Raw genomic sequence first — 18,768 nt, forward strand, 5'->3', positions numbered from 1 at the left:
ATGTGGCGACAGCTACATTTATGCCGAGGCATAATTGATTAAAGGAGCGATAACAAATGACAGGAAAAATTATTCTACCTCCACAACCAGGGAAGCCTAGTGATGTAGAACGTATTAAAAGCGACAGTAATTATCTACGCGGAACATTGGAGCGTACGATGAACAATCCATTAAGCTCAGGTATTCCAGAGGATGATAATCGTCTAATGAAGTTCCATGGTAGTTATTTACAAGACGACCGCGATCTTCGTAATGAACGCCAGCGTCAAAAGCTCGAGCCTGCCTATCAATTTATGGTGCGTGTACGTACACCGGGCGGAGCAGCTACTTCAGCACAATGGCTTGTAATGGATGAAATGGCGAGAAAGTATGGTAACGGCTCCTTAAAATTAACGACACGTCAGGCATTCCAAGTGCACGGTATTTTAAAATGGAACGTCAAAAAATATATGCAGGAAATTAATGAGGTGTTATTAGATTCTCTTGCAGCCTGCGGAGATGTCAATCGTAATGTCATGTGTAATGTGAATCCTAATCAATCCGCATTACATGAGGAAATCTATAATTGGTCTGCCAAATTAAGTGAGCATTTACTACCTAGAACAAGAGCTTACCATGAACTATGGCTAGATGGTGAAAAGGTAGTTGACACTCAAGATGAAGAAATTGAACCTATATACGGTGCGCAATATTTGCCACGTAAATTTAAAATTGGTATTGCTATTCCGCCAAGTAATGATGTGGACGTATTCTCACAGGATATAGGGTTAATTGCAATTGTTGAGGAGGATAAGTTAATAGGCTTTAACGTCGCAGTTGGCGGAGGGATGGGCATGACGCATGGCGATCATGAAACATACCCACAGCTTGCTCGCATAATAGGTTTTATCACACCTGATAAACTACTGGAAACAGCGGAGAAAATTATTACCATTCAGCGTGATTATGGGAATCGTTCGGTTCGTAAAAATGCACGTTTTAAATATACAATTGATGCAAGAGGACTTGAATGGTTTAACGAAGAACTAACACGTCGTCTAGGCTGGGATATTCAAGAGGCTCGTTCATTTACCTTTAATCGTACAGGTGATGAGTTTGGCTGGATTAAAGGTACAGAAGGCCAATGGCATTATACATTATTTATTCAAAATGGTCGTATTAAGGACTTTGAAAATTATGAGCTACTCACAGGATTACGAGAAATTGCGAAGGTGCATACGGGTGATTTCCGCTTAACGCCAAACCAAAATCTAATGATTAGTAATGTATCGCCGCAAAAGAAGAAAAAAATCGCTGCTATTATTGAGCAATACAAGCTTACAGATGGTGCACACTATTCTGCATTGCGTCGTAATTCGATTGCTTGCGTATCGTTACCAACATGTGGTTTAGCCATGGCAGAAGCAGAGCGTTACCTGCCTTCCCTTATTACAAAAATTGAAACAATCATCGATGAAGCAGGCTTAAACGATACTGAAATCGTTATTCGCATGTCAGGCTGTCCGAATGGTTGCTCTCGCGCAGCAATGGCTGAGATTGGATTTATCGGTAAAGGTCCAGGGAAATATAATATGTATTTAGGAGCAAGCTTTACTGGTAATCGTCTCAATAAAATTTATCGTGAAAATATAGATGAAGAAGAGATATTAGCGGAGCTTCGTCCAATCCTTCTTCGCTATGCGAAGGAACGTCTAGAGGGCGAGCATTTCGGTGATTTTGTTATTCGTGCGGGTTATGTAACAGCCGTGTACGACGGACGAGATTTTCATCATAAATAAAATAATAGCCATGTAGCAAATGTCTATGCTACATGGCTTATAGTGTTGAAAAACAAAATGATCAAGATAATATTTGTGAATGCTCGGGGCTTTAAAGAGGGGGATTTCCGTTCCAGGCCACTCATTATAATCGAACGCAATAGACTTATTACAGTGATGCGATTTTACACTGTTACTGTCGCTTCGCTTTCGCACAGATAAAACATTGTTGCTGACGCTTCACTTTCTCAAAAAAGACATTTTGCTGGGTTCAAAGCTTAGTTATACATTTTTTCCTATTAGTCAACAAGGAATTAAAAATATTGCTTTTGACCGGAATAAAAAATTTGGACTCATTGTAATGAATTTTTACAAAAAACCTAGTTGACTACTTGGTGTACTTTAGTATATATTGGGTAATAAGAAAAAATGATTGTAGAACGGGGTAGCCAATACCAGTGAACAATCATTAAATAATAAGCTGGCTAGTCAAACTAGAGGCGTTTTAACAAAGACATGTATATATATGTCTTTCGTTAGAACGCCTCTTTTTCGTTATGAGGGGGATTATATGCTAACATATGCAACTTGGCATGAGCCAACATTGAATTTTCAGGTAGACGAAACGTATAAGGCTGCACTAGAGGTTTTACAGTGGAGTTATGCTGAATATGGTGAGGATATCGTCTATGCATGTAGCTTTGGGATTGAGGGAATGGTCTTGATTGACCTTATTTCAAAGGTGAAGCCTAATGCTACGATTATCTTTTTAGATACAGATGTTCATTTTAAGGAAACATATGAAACGATTGATAAAGTAAAAGAAAAATATCCGCAGCTGAACATTATTATGCAAAAACCAGCACTTACACTCGAACAACAAGCAACTGAATTCGGTGATGAATTATGGAAATCTAATCCAAATAAATGTTGCGAAATTCGCAAGATTGTGCCGTTACATGAAGCGTTAGCGGGCGCAAAGGCTTGGATATCAGGCTTACGACGTGAACAATCACCAACCCGACAAAATACGAACTTTATCAATTGTGACGATAAATTTCAGTCTATTAAAATTTGTCCACTCATTCATTGGACATGGAAGGATGTCTGGCGTTATGTCTCAAAGCATGATTTGCCGTACAATCCATTACATGATAAAGGCTATCCAAGCGTCGGGTGCGAGCACTGTACAAAACCGGCATTTACAATGGATGATTTGCGTTCAGGTAGATGGCAGGGGTCTGGTAAAACAGAGTGTGGATTACATGAGTAAAGGAGTTTTGCCATGCTTGAATATGTAGCAATAGCGATTAGTTTATTTTTTGCGATGAATATAGGTGCTAGTGGAGCGGCAGCCTCAATGGGAGTTGCTTACGGAGCAGGTGCCATAAAAAAAGCTTGGCAAGCATTGCTCATTTGCTCAGTAGGTGTTTTTTTGGGGGCAGTTCTTGGTGGTGGAGAGGTAGTAAAAACAATTAGCTCCGGCATAATGCCAAAGGAGTACATTACAGTAAAGATTGTCATTATTATTTTGATTTCTGCGACAAGCTCACTATTTCTCGCCAATCTTTTAGGCATCCCATTATCAACAAGTGAAGTGACAGTAGGAGCAGTTGTAGGTGTGGGGATTGCCTACAAAGTGTTATATATTAAATCATTGCTTGTCATCATATCGTTTTGGGTAATAGTGCCAATTGTGGCATTTGTCATTGCATTTGTCTTTGGGAAGTGGCTGTATAAATTACGTGTTAAGGGCTTGTTAAAAGATCATGCAATATTAACGATCCTCCTTGTGTTCGCTGGATTTTTCGAAGCCTTTTCAGCAGGGATGAATAACGTAGCAAATGCAGTTGGACCTCTCGTTGGTGCAGGAATGATGAGTGTAACAACAGGGATATTGCTTGGTGGGGCATTTGTGGCGCTTGGCGCAATGCTACTTGGAAAACGAGTGCTTGAAACAAACGGGAAAAAAATTATGCGCTTTGAGAAAGCAGAAGGGATACTAATATCGAGTACAGGTGCACTCCTAGTCGGTATAAGCTCTATCTTTGGGCTTCCCGTGCCATTAACACAAGTAACATCCTCTTCGATTATCGGAATGGGGATGGCCAAAAACGGGAAACAAATTTTTCATAAGCATATTGTGAAAAAAATAATCCGTATTTGGATTGTTTCACCAATCCTTTCTTTAGCCATCTCCTATTTTTTAGTTCAGCTATTCTTAGAGAAAGATTTCTATACCATTGTATTAATTGGCAGTATTATTGTTGGAACGCTTGGTGTCATTAGCTTAATGCGGACAATGCGTGAAGAAGAGCGCTCAATATACGATGCGGGTGAAGGAATTTAAATACCCGAATTACTTTTGGATCAACTGGCCGATCATTTCTATAAAGAAGGAATTAATCGAAGAAGCCTCGATTTGCCTAAGGTGAAAATCAATGTAAATAAACTTAAATATTAGGCGTGTTGATTAGGAAAATATAGAGTTATTATGGGCTAATAAAATAATTTTTTGCTGATATTTTAGTAATATATGTCCATTTTAACTGATTGTAGCTTAGGGCTACTCGACTCCTGTGGGAAAGCTCGACAGGCGAGACCCTGCACGTAGCGAAGCGGAGGAAGCGGAGGAAGCGGCTCGACGCTCGCCCACATGAAAGCGAGTAGCCCGTAGCGGAAATAAGAGCCTTTTAATTAATTATAGTGGATAAAAATGGCCAATCAACACGCTTGATTAAATATAAAACTGAGTAATTCAATAAAACTAGGAGGAGATTTTGATGAGTTTACAACCACATGGTGGACAATTAGTGCAAGCTTTTTATCCGGAGAAGGATGTAACGCATATAAATAAAGTTATTGAGCTTGATGCCATTGCACTTAGTGATCTAGAGTTAATTGCTATCGGTGGTTACAGTCCAATTGAAGGTTTTTTAACACAGGAAGATTATGAATCAGTTGTTGAACATACACGTTTAGCGTCAGGCGTGGTATGGAGTATTCCGATTACATTACCTGTAGCAAAGGAGGTAGCGGCAGCATTGCAGCCTGGTGATGAGGCAAAACTAGTATACGGTGATGCTGTTTATGGTGTTATTGAAGTTGCCGATATTTATGAGCCAAATAAACGGAATGAGGCATTGTTAATATACGGCACGGAGGATTTACAGCATCCAGGTGTTAAAAAGTTGCATGAACGTCCAAATATTTATGTGGGCGGAAAAATTACATTAGTAAAACGTCTAGAGCAAAAGTTTCCTGCCTATTCATTCGATCCGCTTGAAACACGAAAGCTTTTTGCTGAAAAGGGTTGGAAAACAATTGTTGGCTTCCAAACACGGAATCCTGTGCATCGAGCACATGAATATATTCAAAAGGCTGCACTTGAAACAATTGATGGTTTATTTTTAAATCCGCTAATTGGGGAAACGAAGTCAGACGATGTTTCAGCCGCAATTCGCATGGAAAGTTACGAAGTTTTACTACAAAATTATTATCCTGAAAATCGCGTGCAATTAGGTGTATTTCCAGCTGCAATGCGTTATGCAGGACCAAAGGAAGCTATTTTCCATGCACTTGTACGAAAAAATTATGGCTGTACGCACTTTATCGTTGGGCGTGACCATGCAGGTGTTGGCGATTACTATGGCACATACGATGCACAAAAAATCTTTGAACAATTTACGGAAGATGAATTAGGAATTGTTCCATTAAAATTTGAGCATAGCTTCTATTGCAACATATGTGAAGGAATGGCAACGACGAAAACTTGTTCACATGATAGCTCAGCACATGTCATTTTATCGGGTACTAAGGTTCGTGAAATGTTACGTAATGGCGAAGTACCTCCAAGTACATTTAGCCGTAAAGAGGTTGTAGATGTACTAATTAAAGGGATGCGTAAGGAGGTTTTAAAGTGAGTTCAAACATCGTTTGGCATGAAGCGTCCATTACGAAAGAGGAACGACGTACTCAAAACAAGCATCAAAGCTTTATTTTATGGTTCACTGGTTTATCAGCATCAGGAAAATCTTCTGTGGCGAATGCCTTTGCGCGCCGACTCTTTGAACGAGGCAATCAAGCATTTGTCTTAGATGGTGATAATGTTCGCCATGGCTTAAATAAGGATTTAGGATTTGATGAAGCAGGTCGAAAGGAAAATATCAGACGTATTGGAGAGGTATCTAAGCTTTTTGTGGAAAATGGACAAATTGTTCTAACTGCTTTTATTTCACCTTTTCGAGAAGATCGTCAAGTTGTCCGTGAGCTTGTGGAAACAGGGGAATTTATAGAGGTTTATGTGAAGTGTTCTGTTGAAACGTGTGAAAAGCGTGATCCGAAGGGGCTTTATAAAAAAGCACGCAATGCGGAAATTCCAAACTTTACTGGGATTAGTGCTCCCTATGAAGAACCGGGAAATCCAGAAATTATTTTAGACACAGAACGCCATTCTATCGAAGAATGCGTAGAACAGCTCACAGACATATTAACTTCAAAAGGATATATATACTAAATCTGTTTTCTTAAAGAATCTGCTTACTTATGATGAGCAGATTTTTTTAACTTCTTTCAGCGAATGTTTATTGTACCGAAAGCGTAGCGCAGGTACAGTAATCTCCCATCTCTAAAGGCGGTGAGACGAATGCGGGTTTAAGTTACTTTTCAGCAGGTGTACAAACATCCGTTGAAATAGAGGAACTCAGTCTAAGAACGCCACGTCCTGTGGCAATGACTGAGTGACCAACTTCGGTGCTGTCGCCGCTGCCGCTTCGCTTTCGCGCAGATAAAACCCTTTTGCTGTCGCTTCGTTTTCGCACAGACAAAAACACGTTGCTGCCGTTTCGCTTTCGCGCAAAAAACATCTGTTGCTGCCGCTGCGCTTTCGCACAAAAAACATTTGCAGGCCTAAGCATAAAGCAGATTCCGGACGCAATTATGCCGAGGTATAATTTATTGGAAAATTTACCTATTTATTATAGAATGATTCCATGTGTTGTGAGATGATTAAATCATCAAACGTTATAGGAGATGAAAGAAATGAGCATACATATTCAACTATTAACTGAGGATGTTGTAAACCAGAAATTATTAAATGAAATATTGGAACTATGGAATGAAAATGCCATAGAAACTGCAGATTGTGAATTAGGGGAGAGTGAAAGGAAGGGGATTCAAGAACAACTAGAACAATATATTCAATCAAAATATGGGGCCATTTATATAGCAACTGATGAAAATAATAAAATGATTGGTTTTGGAATGGCTTCGATCAAAAAGGATTTTATTTACGATATGAACTATGGTCAAATAGACGAGGTTTATGTAGTGCCAGTATATAGAAGACAGAAGGTTGCTAAACGTCTAGTAGATGATTTAGTGAATTGGTTTAATGACGAACATGATACTACTGTAGTAAATGTTTATGTAGATTTAGAAAATGACTTAGCACTAAACTTTTGGGAAGGCATTGGTTTAGAGAAGGAATTTTTTATGCTATCAAATAATTAAAAAAGTGGCCAATGAAGTTTATTCATTGGCCCACTATTTTTGAAAAGTTATTTAATGCCTTGTTCTTTTTTCATCCGATCAATTTCAGGTCCCAGCTCGTCGTGTACTGTGCCTTTCCAAGGTTTTACGCCAGCGATGTATGAGGAGCGAGTCATAATATGCCCTCCAACAGGACCTGTGATAAACAGGAACAGTATACCTAGTAAAATGCGGGGATTAAAGTGATCTTCAATCAGCCAAAAGTGAAAGAATACGCCAATGAGTACGCACATGACACCGAGCGTTGCACTTTTCGAAGCAGCGTGCGCACGTGTGTACAAATCAGGTAAACGGACAAGACCAATGGCTGTCACGACTATAAATAGCACCCCTACAGAAATGAAAAAGATAACTAAACTATTAGCGAGAATTGTCACGTTTAATGATATCTCCTTTCTCTATGAATTTAGAGAAAGCAACAGTACCGATAAACGATAAAATCGCTAACAATAATATAATCTCCAGGAAGAAGCTTGTTTCAACCAGTACTGAAAACAGTCCAATAAGCGAAATTACTGATACACCTAATGAATCCAATGCTACTACACGATCGGATGCAGAAGGTCCTTTCACCATTCGATAAATGACTGCAATCATTGATAAGCAAATCACTACAATCGAAGTAATAATAAATGTTGTCATGATTTACTCACCTCCAAAATCGCTTTCTCAAATGAATCTCGAATTGCTGTAATCGCTTCATCGACATCACTCATATCAATAGCGTGTACATACAAAGTTTTTGCATCATCTGATACGTGGACTACTACTGTACCAGGTGTTAACGTAATAAGACTTGATAATAAAGTAATTTCCCATTCTTGTGTTAAAACAGTCGGATAGGCAAAGAATGCAGGCTGCATATCCAACTTAGGCTTTAAGACCACTCGAAGAACTTGTACATTCGCTAACACTAACTCCTTTAAAAAGAGTAACGTCAACTTAATGATTGCCCATATGCGGTAGACGTAAAGACGGGTAGCAAAAAATCTACGCATAATAATGAGCAATATAATACCGAGAATAAACCCAATGATAAAGCCTGTTGCTGTGTAATTAGAAGAAAGGAACATCCAAACGAAGGCAAGTACAACATTTAAAATAATTTGAAATGCCATATCTCTAATCCTCCTTCATTACAGCATCTATATAAATAGATGGATCATTTAATAGTTTTGCCGCATCGTCCATGAATGGAGTAATCCATTCAGAGCCTACACCATACGCTACAGTAATGAGCACTAAAAGAACAGTAGGCACAAATAGTGTATAGTAGACTTTTTTATCGACAGTACCCGTTGTTTCTTTTTCTTCACCCCAGAAGGCATAAAGGAAAATACGAATAACCGATAATAAAACGAGAAGTGATGAGGCTAAAATAAAAATACTACTCCAGTTACTGCCTGCTTCAAATCCTCCCTGTACAATCAACAGCTTTCCAACGAAGCCACTAAGTGGGGGAATCCCTGCTAAACCAAATGCTGCAATTAAGTAGCACCAACCAAGAGCAGGATATTTATTCATAAGACCGCCCATTTTTCGTAAATCAGATGTGCCAGTAATGTAGATAATTATCCCTATTAACATAAAGAGCGCTGCTTTAATAAGCATGTCATGGATTAAATAGAACATTGCACCTTTTAGGGAGAGTTCATTCATTTGAGAAACACCAAATAAAATAACACCTACAGCTATGACAATATTATAGATAATGATGAGCTTCACATCATGGTAGGCAAGTGCACCAATACAGCCCGCAATAATTGTTGCAACTGCTAATGCCATCAGTAGATCATGTGTATACGATAAATCATGAACAAAGAACAATGTATATGTTCGAGTAATCGCATAAATGCCAACCTTTGTAAGAAGTGCACCAAATAGCGTTAGTACTGGTATAGGTGCTGCTGCATAAGAAGTTGGAAGCCAGAAGTATAGCGGGAAAATAGCCGCTTTTAACCCGAATACCATTAAAAATAGTACAGCTATAACAGTAACGATACCTGGCTGATTAATTTCTGCAATCTTTACTGCAATATCTGCCATGTTTAATGTACCTACTACAGAGTAAAGGAAGGCAACTGTAATAACAAATAAAGCAGATGAAATAACATTAATTAAAATATATTTAATGGAACCTTTAAGCTGTCCTTTTTCGCCTCCAAGAACGATGAGCAAATAAGAGGCCATTAACAATACTTCGAAGAACACGAAAAGGTTAAAAATATCGCCTGTCGTAAATGCCCCGTTAACCCCAGTTAAAATAAACATAATTCCAGGATAGTAGAAGAAGCGTTCACGTTCCTTTGTGATGGAGCCAAAGCCGTACCAAACAACAAAGAAGGTGATCAGCAGTGTTGTAGTGACAAGTAGTGCAGACATCATATCAGAAACCATCGTAATGCCATATGGTACAGGCCAATCTCCGAACGTCACCTTTTGTATACCGTCATTCTTCACCTTTATAAGCAGTGAAATGGCTGATATAAGTGCGAGCCCTATACCAAGTAATGCGAATGAACGCTGATATTTTAAGTTTTTTTGCCCAAACATTAAAATCATACCGAAGAAAAATGGAATGATAATTGGCAGTAGAAGGAAGTTATTCATCCTCATCACTTCCTCTCATTAAGCTTATATCATCTGTCTCGAGCTCCTGATAAGAACGGTATGCTAGTACAAGGAAGAAAGCTGTTACCCCAAAACTAATAACAATCGCTGTTAAAATAAGCGCCTGTGGTAGCGGGTCTGCAAAAGTTTTTGCCCCTTCCTTTAAAACAGGTGGTGCTTCTCCGCCTAGCCCGCCCATCGTTAAAATGAGAAGATGAGCGCCATGACTTAAAAGACCTGTCCCGATAATAATACGCAATAAGCTTTTGGATAAGATTAAATAAACCGCTGCCATAAACAAAAATCCTATGACAAACGCCATCATTATTTCCATTATTCATCCTCTCCAATCGTTTGAATAATGGTCATCGTAACGCCGACAACAACCAAATAGACACCGCTATCAAAAAGCATAGCCGTATGTAATGACTGTTTGCCTAGAAGCGGTAAATCGAAATAATCAAAGAAATGTGTGAAAAACGGTTTACCTACAAACATTGGGAAAGCGGCTGTTGCAAGTGCTAGTAGTAAGCCAATTGCTGTTAAATACGTATAATTTATAGGTAAAACCTTACGAACTGTATTTAAATCAAAGGCAAGGACTAAGAGCACGATCGCACTCGATGTTAAAAGTCCACCAACAAAGCCGCCTCCAGGTGTGTAATGACCAGCGAGAAAAATATGAATGGAGAAGAAGAAAATAATGAAGAATACAATTTTTGTTGTAAATTGTATAATTACATCATTTGTTTTCATGTGTTTTCTCCTTTCTATTCATGCGTAGCTTTATCATTGCTAAAATGGCCATCCCAGCAATAGCTAGCACTGTAATTTCAAATAATGTATCAAAGCCACGGTAGTCTACTAAGATCACGTTGACAATGTTTCCACCGCCTGCTTTTGAATAAACTGTTTCCTCATAATACTTCGAAATAGTTGGAATCAATTTTTGCGAATGGGCGGACAGTGCTAAAAGCGTAACCATAACACCAACTGCAATGGAAACAATCGCGCGATTTAATTGGAATCTCATGCGCTCTTCTCGTTTTCCAAGCTTAGGCAGATGATAAAACGCTAATAAAAATAGCGCAACAGAAATCGTTTCAATGACAAGCTGTGTTAATGCTAAATCAGGCGCATTAAAAATAACGAAGAATAATGCTACTGTGTAGCCCACAGCACCAAGGCCTATAATGGCTGTTAAACGTGACTTTGCCAAAATTGTAATGGCTGTTCCAATGACTAACACCACAACTAAAATGATTTCGTAAGGACGAATAGGTGCAGTGTCTTGGAAGGAGACTGTAAAAGCATTCTTCACAAATAAAGAACCGATTACAATCGCCGCAATGCTACTAAACATATACAGCAGGTAGTGCCGCATAGAGCCTGTCATATAAAGACGTGATACACGATTTAACCCAACATCTAGTCCGAGCATAATTTTGTCGTATGCATTATTTAACGTTAAAGCTCGTGGGAAATTTTGATAAATGCCCTGCCATTTCGGTAATGATACAAACAATAGAACCCCAACAAGTACTATGCCAAATGTCATGACTAATTCAGGTGTAATTTCACCATGCCAAGCAGCCACATGAATATCTATATCCTTTGGTGAATCGTATAAGAATGGCTGTATAGCTTGTACTGCTGGTTTTACAAAAGTATCCCCAACTAGGTTCGGAATAAAGAATATTGTTACGACTAATGCTGCTAAAATCATCGGCGAAATTAGCATACCAATCGGTGCCTCATGTGGTTTATGAGGTAATTTTTCTGGTGTATATTTACCAGTAAATGTTCTGAAAACAAAATAGAAGCTATAGACAAATGTAAATATACTAGCAATCCAAGCAACAATCGGGAAGAGTGCTCCCCATGTATCAAAGCCGAAAAATTCGAAATTTTGCAGTGCAAGCATTGCAGTTAAAAACATTTCTTTACTTAAGAAGCCGTTAAATGGTGGTAGACCAGCCATTGATAAGCTTCCGATCGCTGCTACTGTAAAGCTAAGCGGCATAATACTCATTAGGCCTCCGAGCTTACGAATATCACGTGTACCTGTTTCATGATCAACAATACCTGCAATCATGAATAGGCTTCCTTTAAACGTTGCATGGTTGATAAGGTGGAAGATCGCCGCAAAGGCAGCAAATTTAATAGTATCTGTAGCCCCATTACCATGAAACGCTAAAGCGCTAGCGCCGAGCAAAGACATAATAAGTCCAAGCTGACTCACTGTAGAGAAAGCAAGGATTCCTTTTAAATCTGTTTGCTTCACAGCAAAGAATGAACCCCAGAATAGCGTTAAGATACCTACGCCTGTAACGAGCCATACCCAAAGTTCAGAATCAGCGAAAATCGGTGTAAAGCGTGCAACTAAATAAATACCTGCCTTTACCATTGTTGCAGAGTGAAGGTATGCACTTACTGGTGTTGGCGCTTCCATTGCATCTGGCAACCAAATGTAGAATGGGAATTGGGCAGATTTCGTAAAGGCTCCTAGAAGTATTAAAACGAGCGACCAGGTGAACAGCGGATGCTGCACTAAACTAGGTGCCATTACAATAAGTTCACGGATTGAATACGTTCCTCCCATTATATAAAGAAGGATGAATCCTCCTAACATCATTAAGCCGCCACCGACTGTAATCATCATGGACTTAAGTGCACCAAAGCGAGAGGCATCACGAGAATACCAATAGCCGATCAGTAAAAATGATGAAATAGATGTTAGCTCCCAAAAGAAGTACAGAGTAATTAAATGATCTGACTGTACTACTCCTAGCATTGCGGTCATAAATAATAATAGGTAAACATAAAAATTATGTAATTTTTCTTTATGTTTGTCTAAGTAAAAAATAGAGTAAAGTACGACCAATGAGCCAATTCCAGTAATCAGCAATGAGAACAGCAAGCTAAGTCCATCTAAATAAGAAACGATGGAAATATCAAGCGATGGAATCCAAGGAAGCTCTTCCAAAAATACTTTACCATCTGCTACTTTTCCGATATAAGATGCGTAAATAATCGCGAGTGTAGCAGGTACTGCAAGAACAAACCAGCCTGTGTGTATATTTTTAATGCTTTTATATAAAAGTGGCACAAATATTGCAGCAAGCATTGGAATGAAAATATAAAGTACTTGTAACAAAAAAATCCTCCTTTATGCAGATAAGTATGTTAATTATATCGTACTTTTTGTATGAATGCATATGCTCATAGGATTTAGCTTGCGATAGTGGAAGAATTGTGGATATATTATAAATAGGAAGTTATCAATAATAATAAAGGAAAAAATTTTTATGAAGAACCCTTATATTTATGGCTATCTACCATTAATTACAATTTTATTGTTTAGTTTGACATTTGGAATGTACGCAGTAAGTGAATCGTTGCTAGTTTTTCATGCAATTGGTGTGTATTCCGGCATGCGTGAGTTTTTATCCGATTTCGAGCTCCGTGTATTCTTGCTAATTGTCTTTGCTGTAATCTTTTTTATGCTATTTTCAGCATTAAAATTAGTAGGGGAAACTATTCATGAACTAGGAATGTTATTTTTCTCAAAGGATCATGATGGTGCGACAGTACATCAAGCACGAGGCGGATACATCATTTTATTGGTTGGTGCAATCTGTTCAGCCTTTGCTATTCAATTTATTTACGTTTTAATAGGTATTTTTGTCTTAACCGTTTTTATCTACTTTATTTACCTTATCTATAAAATGAGTCATTTTATGTCGATGGGTGGAACGATTGGCTTACTAGTATTTGAGCTTTTTATGTGGACAATACTATTATCACTATTAGTTTATGTTGTTTTAAAATTGTATAATGGCATTTTGGCAAGTTTACCGTTTGCTCATTAAAATGCCTTGGTTTACATTAAGTATTTATTACATAATTAACAATGAAAAGAGCAGCCCTAGAGTGAAGAATTTCACTCAGGGCTGCTCTTTTTGACTTCTTACAGCGGGTGTCCAAACATCTGTACCAGTAGCCACGCTTTCGGTACAAAAGACATCCGCTGTAAGAAGTTAAGCCTCCGCCGGATTCAGGACGCAATTATGCCGAGGTGTGATGAATTTTTATTCCAGTAGAATATTAAATAGCTTGTGATGAATTTTATAAGCTTCTAATCTCTCCATAGATTGTGGCTTATCGTAGCCAAGCCATACTGCTGCAGTGTATTCATCATTTAATCCGGCAAGCCAGTAGTCACGATAGTTGTTAGTTGTTCCTGTTTTGGCACCGACATAGTTACTTCTACTATATACGCCTTGCCCTGTACCTTTAGTGACAACATCTGCAAGCATCGAACGCATATACTTAACGGTTTTCGGTGTCCAAATTGGATCGCGTGCGGAATCCCAGCTGTAAAGCTCCGTGCCATCAGATGCTGTTACTTTACGGATACTATGAGCCAGTACGTATGAGCCGTCTATAAAGCTTGTATAAGCATCTGCTAGCTCAAGTGCTGTAACACCATACGTTAACCCTCCTAAAGAGGCAGCATAATCATGGTCTTTTGCCACGATGGAGCGGAAGTGAAAGCGATCTAAGTAACTAAAGGCTGTGTCAATTCCGACTGTGTTAAATAAACGGAGAGCCGATGTATTGTAGCTATTGCGGAATGCTACTCGAATTGGTACATCACCGTATTTAAAGCCACCATAGTTTTGTGGACAAAATGAACCGACACAATAACTGCTGCCACTGACGATAGAATCTGGTGTGTGTGCTGTCGTTTCAAAGAAAGGAGCGTACACCGCTAACGGCTTAAAGGCAGAGCCTGGCTGACGCGTACCTTGAAAGGCCCGATGATAACCAAATTTTTCGTAGTTTTTCCCCGCATAAAGACTAACTACTTCACGGGATGTATTATCAATAACTGCTCCAGCTGCTTGTAATTTGCCTGAGCCTAGAAGTGCAGTCATTTTTTTCTCATCATGTGCTTGTTTGTCTGGATCAAGCGCGGTATAAATCGTTAATCCATTTTGGAATAATGTATTGAGACGATTGTCTAGCTGCGCTTTGATTTTTTTCTTTTCTTCCTCACTCTGTGTTTTTGCAAGACGATCTGAATAGCCTTCTTTTTCTGCAACTAACCATCTAAGCTCTTGTAGGACGTAAGTGCTGTACATAGGGTAGCTTTGCGCTTTATTCTTTACATTTAATGTTATCGTTTCAGCTTTATATGTAATGGCATCTTCTTTTGTTATAGCGCCACTTGCTGCAAGTGTATCTAATAACCGCTCCTGCCTCGCCTTTGTTTTATCAAAGTTTTTTAAAGGATTATATAGGGAGGGGTTATTTGGAATGGCAGCAATAAATGCAATTTCGGCTATAGATAATTCTTGGAGTGGTTTCTGAAAATAATATGTAGCTGCTCCACCAATTCCATAAACTTGATTGCTAAAATAGGTTTCATTTAGATACATCGTTAAAATCTCGTCTTTATCAAATTCTTTCTCAAGCTCATAAGAGTAAAAAATCTCTGTTAATTTTCGTTCATATGTTTTTTCGTCGGATAAATAACGCATACGAACGAGCTGTTGTGTAATGGTGCTAGCACCTTGAGAAGTTGAATTTGTGCTTGAGTTAGCAACAACTGCACGGATAATAGCACTGAGGTCAAAGCCGATATGCTCATAAAAATGAGCGTCCTCACTTGCGATAAAAATTTCCTGGGCAATTTTTGGGGTTTCCTGTAATGTTAGAGGTTGTCGCCATTCGACATATTCCTCGCTAAATGTTTTGCCGTTTCGATCAATAAGTGTTACTGGAAGCTGTGGCTGTACTTCCGGTAAATGAATAGCGCTAGCAATTTGTTCCTCATGCGCTTGTGCCGCATTGATCTCTGTCCTAATATTTGTACTAATCCACCAAAGGACAGGTAAGGACAGTAAAATGATAAAAAAACCAAAAGCCTTTTTCATGTGTGCCTCCACTCTAAATATGAGTCACTCAACAGAATAACATAATTTGGATAGTTTCCAAATACGCGTTCCGACCTATTTGTATTTATCAAATAATTTTACCATGAAGTTGGAGATGAAATTTGTTAAACGTATTCCATATATCTTCAGTAGAAGACTCCTATCTCTAGGTGGTGACATGAATGCGGATGTGATTCCCTTGCAGTGAGTGTCCGAAAACTACTGAGATAGAGGAACTCAGGCTAAGAACGTCACGTCCTTTGGCATTACCGAAATGACCGCCACCGTGCAGGCCTAGGCGCAATTTAAAATCCGGACGCATTGTTTATCTGCGCGTCAGCGGCAATTACGCCGAGGCGTAATTGATAAGAAATGATTTGAGTGTAGGCTGGGCGACACAATAAAGTAAAAGGATTCACACACAGTTTTGTGTATGAATCCTTTTTGCTCTTTGGAAGGCAGATGTCGATAAAAAATAAAAGTTGGATGTCATTTTGTAAAAACGGATGTCTATGTGAATAAGTTGATTAGAGTGTATGTAGCGTCACAGATGAGACTTTGAAGCGAGCAGAGGAACGAAGACTAGAAGCATCAATAAAGCTTACGCTCTGTTTTTTTGTCTGTTACTTATGAAAAATGGAATTATACATAACAATCCAAGGAGAATGAACAGGATTAAGGTATTGATTGGATTATCTTTTAATTTTGTATCTTCTATGTGTTTTTTTTCAAATTCTATTACTTCTTCTGTTTTATTTACTTTATCGTTTGGAACAAATTCATTTTTATTTACATCATAGTAATAGAATTTGTGTTTTTTAAAGGTGAAAAAGTCATCTCTAATCGTCTTATATGAACTTGAAATCATCGCTAAGTTCACTTTTTCCGTATCAATCATTGTTTTTACATATTTTTCACTTTCTACTTTAAACACTTCTTTTTCTTTTGTTAATAAGTTGGCTGCTTCACTTTTTACTTTTTCTACACCTTGAAGCGTTGTTGCTTTTTTTAATCCCTCTTCAATAAAGGCTATTTGTTCCATTTTCATTTTTTCTTCAAATTCTTTTGTTTTTTGTTCTAATAATGATTTATCTTCTTTTACTGTTTTAATTAGTACCGTTTTTGTTTCTTGTGCTAATATTTTGGCGGAGTCGTTTTTGTAATAATTAACTTCTTTTTTATTTTTATCATTTACTGAAGTCAGGTGCTCTTCTGTAACGATTTTTGTTGCCATGCTGGCAGATGAAAAAACGATACTCAACATACATATCAACAGTCCGATTACACTTATTTTTTGTATAAATTTCATTTCAATCCCTCCGTTTTTTTCTATTATTATCCATATAATTCATTTTTACGATCAATCAAGGGAATATATGAGCAATCATAAAAAATATACTAAGGGGGTTAATAGGAAAGAATATTTCTTAACCGAAGAACAGTACTGTGATAACGCCTTTGTAACCAACAACGTGTTGGTCCGAGACCCTACAGTGAAGCGAAGCGGCTCAACGAAAGCTCGCAGGAAAGCATCCAGCCGGAATGGAAATCAACCCTACGGTATGATGATAAGCTAAAAAATTAAAAGTGCAAAAAATCGTCAATACTTTGGTGAAGAAAACCAGTAAGAAGTATGTTAGACTAAAATGAGGTCAGAAATGATAGTATTATCATTTTCATTGAAACTGAAATTTTACATTTAAAGGAGAGACTTCAATGTTTCCACAATTAACAACAGAAGTACTAGAAGGCGAAGTACTTGTAGAGATGAAAACAACATTAGGTGCCATCAAAATTAAATTATTCCCAGAGCATGCACCAAAAACTGTTGAAAACTTCTTAGGCCATGCAAAATCAGGATACTATGACGGCATCATTTTCCACCGTGTAATCCAAGACTTTATGATTCAAGGTGGTGACCCAACTGGTACAGGTATGGGTGGCGAATCAATTTGGGGTAACTCTTTCGAGGATGAGTTCTCTGAAAAAGTATTTAATCTTCGCGGTGCCCTATCGATGGCAAATGCGGGTCCAAACACAAATGGTTCACAATTCTTTATCGTACAAATGAAGCACCTTCCAAGTGATATGCTTCGTCAATTACAAGGTGCTGGCTTCCCAGAAGAAATTATTGAAGCATATGCTCAAAATGGCGGTACTCCTTGGTTAGACCATAAACATACAGTATTTGGTCATGTTGTTGAAGGAATGGACATCGTCGACAAAATTGCAGATGTAGAAAAAGACATGCGTGATAAACCAGTAGAAGATGTGAAAATCGAGTCAATTACAGTTTTTGAATAATAATTGTAAGGACGTGTAAAACATGAAGCATTTAATGTATCAATTTTTATATTTCCCAGAAGATAAATCAGGGTATATTCCTGCAGCTTTTGAATTTTTAATAATGCTTATATTATGTATTGTTGTCTTTACCGTTTTCCGTAAGATTTCTAAGAAACAAGAAATGAAATCAAAGGAAATCGAAGCACGTATTCTTTCAGAGAAAAATAAAACAAACAATCAGCAAAATATTTAACTTCTTTCATTGGATGTCCAAACACCCAATGAAAGAAGTTAAGCCTCCGGCGGATGTCACGGAATCGGAAAGGAGTGCACATAGGATGTTAGCCTAAAATCATCGCATCCATGCGATAACGGCTAACTGACTTGCATCCTGCTGCTGACGCTGCGTTAGCACTACGCTTTCGCGCAAAAAACATCTGCAGGCCTAAGCACAAAGCCGATTCCGGACGCAATTACGCCGAGGCATAATTGATTGTACCAGATGCCTCGCAGCCTTTAAGGATTGCGAGGCATCAGACTTTCTCATGAATCTCATGCAAATTAACCTTGTTATAAGAGCCAATCTTAAGAGCATGTTTTGAAACAAAGATTGATCAAAACAT

General features: G+C 38.2%; 19 protein-coding genes. 9 read left to right on the plus strand and 10 right to left on the minus strand.

The window, feature by feature from the left end; translation table 11 throughout:
* Positions 1-56 precede the first annotated feature (56 nt).
* The 5 genes from cysI to cysC all read left to right on the plus strand — a co-directional run bounded on the left by cysI (position 57) and on the right by cysC (position 6,273).
* Positions 57-1,778, plus strand: a complete 1,722-nt coding sequence (cysI, locus tag ACYQ73_RS24195) for an assimilatory sulfite reductase (NADPH) hemoprotein subunit (RefSeq protein ID WP_460014781.1) — start codon at positions 57-59, stop codon at positions 1,776-1,778.
* Positions 1,779-2,328: 550 nt separating this feature from the next.
* On the plus strand, positions 2,329-3,030 hold the full coding sequence (locus tag ACYQ73_RS24200) for a phosphoadenylyl-sulfate reductase (protein ID WP_460014782.1): 702 nt from the start codon (positions 2,329-2,331) through the stop codon (positions 3,028-3,030).
* A gap of 12 nt (positions 3,031-3,042) precedes the next feature.
* Complete coding sequence (locus tag ACYQ73_RS24205) at positions 3,043-4,107, plus strand: inorganic phosphate transporter (protein ID WP_460014783.1); 1,065 nt, start codon at positions 3,043-3,045, stop codon at positions 4,105-4,107.
* A 433-nt stretch (positions 4,108-4,540) separates the two neighbouring features.
* On the plus strand, positions 4,541-5,680 hold the full coding sequence (gene sat / locus ACYQ73_RS24210) for a sulfate adenylyltransferase (RefSeq protein ID WP_460014784.1): 1,140 nt from the start codon (positions 4,541-4,543) through the stop codon (positions 5,678-5,680).
* Positions 5,677-6,273 carry an adenylyl-sulfate kinase gene (gene cysC, locus ACYQ73_RS24215; RefSeq protein ID WP_460014785.1) on the plus strand — a complete coding sequence of 199 codons (597 nt, stop codon included), beginning with the start codon at positions 5,677-5,679 and terminating at the stop codon, positions 6,271-6,273. Before sat ends, cysC begins: the two co-directional genes overlap by 4 nt.
* A 142-nt stretch (positions 6,274-6,415) precedes the next feature.
* Here cysC and ACYQ73_RS24220 read toward each other — a convergent pair whose 3' ends face one another.
* Complete coding sequence (locus ACYQ73_RS24220) at positions 6,416-6,583, minus strand: hypothetical protein (protein WP_460014786.1); 168 nt, start codon at positions 6,581-6,583, stop codon at positions 6,416-6,418.
* Positions 6,584-6,797: 214 nt separating this feature from the next.
* On the opposite strand from ACYQ73_RS24220, the gene ACYQ73_RS24225 reads away from it, so the two are divergent.
* Positions 6,798-7,268, plus strand: coding sequence for a GNAT family N-acetyltransferase (locus ACYQ73_RS24225; RefSeq protein ID WP_460014787.1), 471 nt, complete (start codon positions 6,798-6,800; stop codon positions 7,266-7,268).
* A 47-nt stretch (positions 7,269-7,315) separates the two neighbouring features.
* On the opposite strand, the gene mnhG is transcribed toward ACYQ73_RS24225, so the two are convergent.
* From mnhG to ACYQ73_RS24260, 7 genes are read right to left on the minus strand one after another with little or no spacing between them, the layout of a single operon-like run.
* Positions 7,316-7,684: a monovalent cation/H(+) antiporter subunit G gene (mnhG, locus tag ACYQ73_RS24230; protein ID WP_460014788.1), complete on the minus strand. Its 369-nt coding sequence runs from the start codon at positions 7,682-7,684 to the stop codon at positions 7,316-7,318.
* The gene (locus ACYQ73_RS24235; protein WP_460014789.1) at positions 7,668-7,949 is read right to left on the minus strand and encodes a Na(+)/H(+) antiporter subunit F1; all 282 of its coding nucleotides are present in this window, start codon (positions 7,947-7,949) and stop codon (positions 7,668-7,670) included. Before ACYQ73_RS24235 ends, mnhG begins: the two co-directional genes overlap by 17 nt.
* Positions 7,946-8,425: a Na+/H+ antiporter subunit E gene (locus ACYQ73_RS24240; RefSeq protein ID WP_460014790.1), complete on the minus strand. Its 480-nt coding sequence runs from the start codon at positions 8,423-8,425 to the stop codon at positions 7,946-7,948. The genes ACYQ73_RS24235 and ACYQ73_RS24240 overlap by 4 nt, the downstream gene beginning before the upstream one ends.
* 4 nt (positions 8,426-8,429) lie before the next feature.
* On the minus strand, positions 8,430-9,917 hold the full coding sequence (locus ACYQ73_RS24245; RefSeq protein WP_460014791.1) for a Na+/H+ antiporter subunit D: 1,488 nt from the start codon (positions 9,915-9,917) through the stop codon (positions 8,430-8,432).
* On the minus strand, positions 9,910-10,251 hold the full coding sequence (locus ACYQ73_RS24250) for a Na(+)/H(+) antiporter subunit C (protein ID WP_142510534.1): 342 nt from the start codon (positions 10,249-10,251) through the stop codon (positions 9,910-9,912). Before ACYQ73_RS24250 ends, ACYQ73_RS24245 begins: the two co-directional genes overlap by 8 nt.
* Positions 10,251-10,673 carry a Na(+)/H(+) antiporter subunit B gene (locus ACYQ73_RS24255; RefSeq protein ID WP_049669152.1) on the minus strand — a complete coding sequence of 141 codons (423 nt, stop codon included), beginning with the start codon at positions 10,671-10,673 and terminating at the stop codon, positions 10,251-10,253. Before ACYQ73_RS24255 ends, ACYQ73_RS24250 begins: the two co-directional genes overlap by 1 nt.
* Positions 10,660-13,074, minus strand: a complete 2,415-nt coding sequence (locus tag ACYQ73_RS24260) for a Na+/H+ antiporter subunit A (RefSeq protein ID WP_460014792.1) — start codon at positions 13,072-13,074, stop codon at positions 10,660-10,662. Before ACYQ73_RS24260 ends, ACYQ73_RS24255 begins: the two co-directional genes overlap by 14 nt.
* A 151-nt stretch (positions 13,075-13,225) precedes the next feature.
* On the opposite strand from ACYQ73_RS24260, the gene ACYQ73_RS24265 reads away from it, so the two are divergent.
* Positions 13,226-13,789, plus strand: a complete 564-nt coding sequence (locus ACYQ73_RS24265; RefSeq protein WP_460014793.1) for a DUF5366 family protein — start codon at positions 13,226-13,228, stop codon at positions 13,787-13,789.
* 219 nt (positions 13,790-14,008) lie between these two features.
* On the opposite strand, the gene ACYQ73_RS24270 is transcribed toward ACYQ73_RS24265, so the two are convergent.
* Positions 14,009-15,859: a transglycosylase domain-containing protein gene (locus tag ACYQ73_RS24270; protein WP_460014794.1), complete on the minus strand. Its 1,851-nt coding sequence runs from the start codon at positions 15,857-15,859 to the stop codon at positions 14,009-14,011.
* Positions 15,860-16,460: 601 nt separating this feature from the next.
* A complete protein-coding gene (locus ACYQ73_RS24275; protein WP_460014795.1) occupies positions 16,461-17,168 on the minus strand; it encodes a hypothetical protein in 708 nt (235 codons plus the stop codon).
* Between the two features lie 407 nt (positions 17,169-17,575).
* On the opposite strand from ACYQ73_RS24275, the gene ACYQ73_RS24280 reads away from it, so the two are divergent.
* Complete coding sequence (locus ACYQ73_RS24280; RefSeq protein ID WP_460014796.1) at positions 17,576-18,163, plus strand: peptidylprolyl isomerase; 588 nt, start codon at positions 17,576-17,578, stop codon at positions 18,161-18,163.
* A 22-nt stretch (positions 18,164-18,185) separates the two neighbouring features.
* Positions 18,186-18,398, plus strand: a complete 213-nt coding sequence (locus tag ACYQ73_RS24285) for a hypothetical protein (RefSeq protein WP_460014797.1) — start codon at positions 18,186-18,188, stop codon at positions 18,396-18,398.
* Positions 18,399-18,768 lie beyond the last annotated feature (370 nt).

The sequence above is a fragment of the Lysinibacillus sp. CTST325 genome, assembly GCF_054665055.1.

Excerpts from the sequence above, each read along its gene's own strand:
- ACYQ73_RS24250 (WP_142510534.1), bottom strand. The coding sequence starts at position 10,251 with ATGGAAATAATGATGGCGTTTGTCATAGGATTTTTGTTTATGGCAGCG.
- ACYQ73_RS24235 (WP_460014789.1), bottom strand. The coding sequence starts at position 7,949 with ATGACAACATTTATTATTACTTCGATTGTAGTGATTTGCTTATCAATG.
- cysI (WP_460014781.1), top strand. The coding sequence starts at position 57 with ATGACAGGAAAAATTATTCTACCTCCACAACCAGGGAAGCCTAGTGAT.
- ACYQ73_RS24205 (WP_460014783.1), top strand. The coding sequence starts at position 3,043 with ATGCTTGAATATGTAGCAATAGCGATTAGTTTATTTTTTGCGATGAAT.
- ACYQ73_RS24285 (WP_460014797.1), top strand. The coding sequence starts at position 18,186 with ATGAAGCATTTAATGTATCAATTTTTATATTTCCCAGAAGATAAATCA.
- ACYQ73_RS24200 (WP_460014782.1), top strand. The coding sequence starts at position 2,329 with ATGCTAACATATGCAACTTGGCATGAGCCAACATTGAATTTTCAGGTA.
- ACYQ73_RS24255 (WP_049669152.1), bottom strand. The coding sequence starts at position 10,673 with ATGAAAACAAATGATGTAATTATACAATTTACAACAAAAATTGTATTC.
- ACYQ73_RS24225 (WP_460014787.1), top strand. The coding sequence starts at position 6,798 with ATGAGCATACATATTCAACTATTAACTGAGGATGTTGTAAACCAGAAA.
- ACYQ73_RS24240 (WP_460014790.1), bottom strand. The coding sequence starts at position 8,425 with ATGGCATTTCAAATTATTTTAAATGTTGTACTTGCCTTCGTTTGGATG.
- sat (WP_460014784.1), top strand. The coding sequence starts at position 4,541 with ATGAGTTTACAACCACATGGTGGACAATTAGTGCAAGCTTTTTATCCG.
- ACYQ73_RS24280 (WP_460014796.1), top strand. The coding sequence starts at position 17,576 with ATGTTTCCACAATTAACAACAGAAGTACTAGAAGGCGAAGTACTTGTA.
- ACYQ73_RS24265 (WP_460014793.1), top strand. The coding sequence starts at position 13,226 with ATGAAGAACCCTTATATTTATGGCTATCTACCATTAATTACAATTTTA.
- ACYQ73_RS24245 (WP_460014791.1), bottom strand. The coding sequence starts at position 9,917 with ATGAATAACTTCCTTCTACTGCCAATTATCATTCCATTTTTCTTCGGT.
- ACYQ73_RS24270 (WP_460014794.1), bottom strand. The coding sequence starts at position 15,859 with ATGAAAAAGGCTTTTGGTTTTTTTATCATTTTACTGTCCTTACCTGTC.
- ACYQ73_RS24275 (WP_460014795.1), bottom strand. The coding sequence starts at position 17,168 with ATGAAATTTATACAAAAAATAAGTGTAATCGGACTGTTGATATGTATG.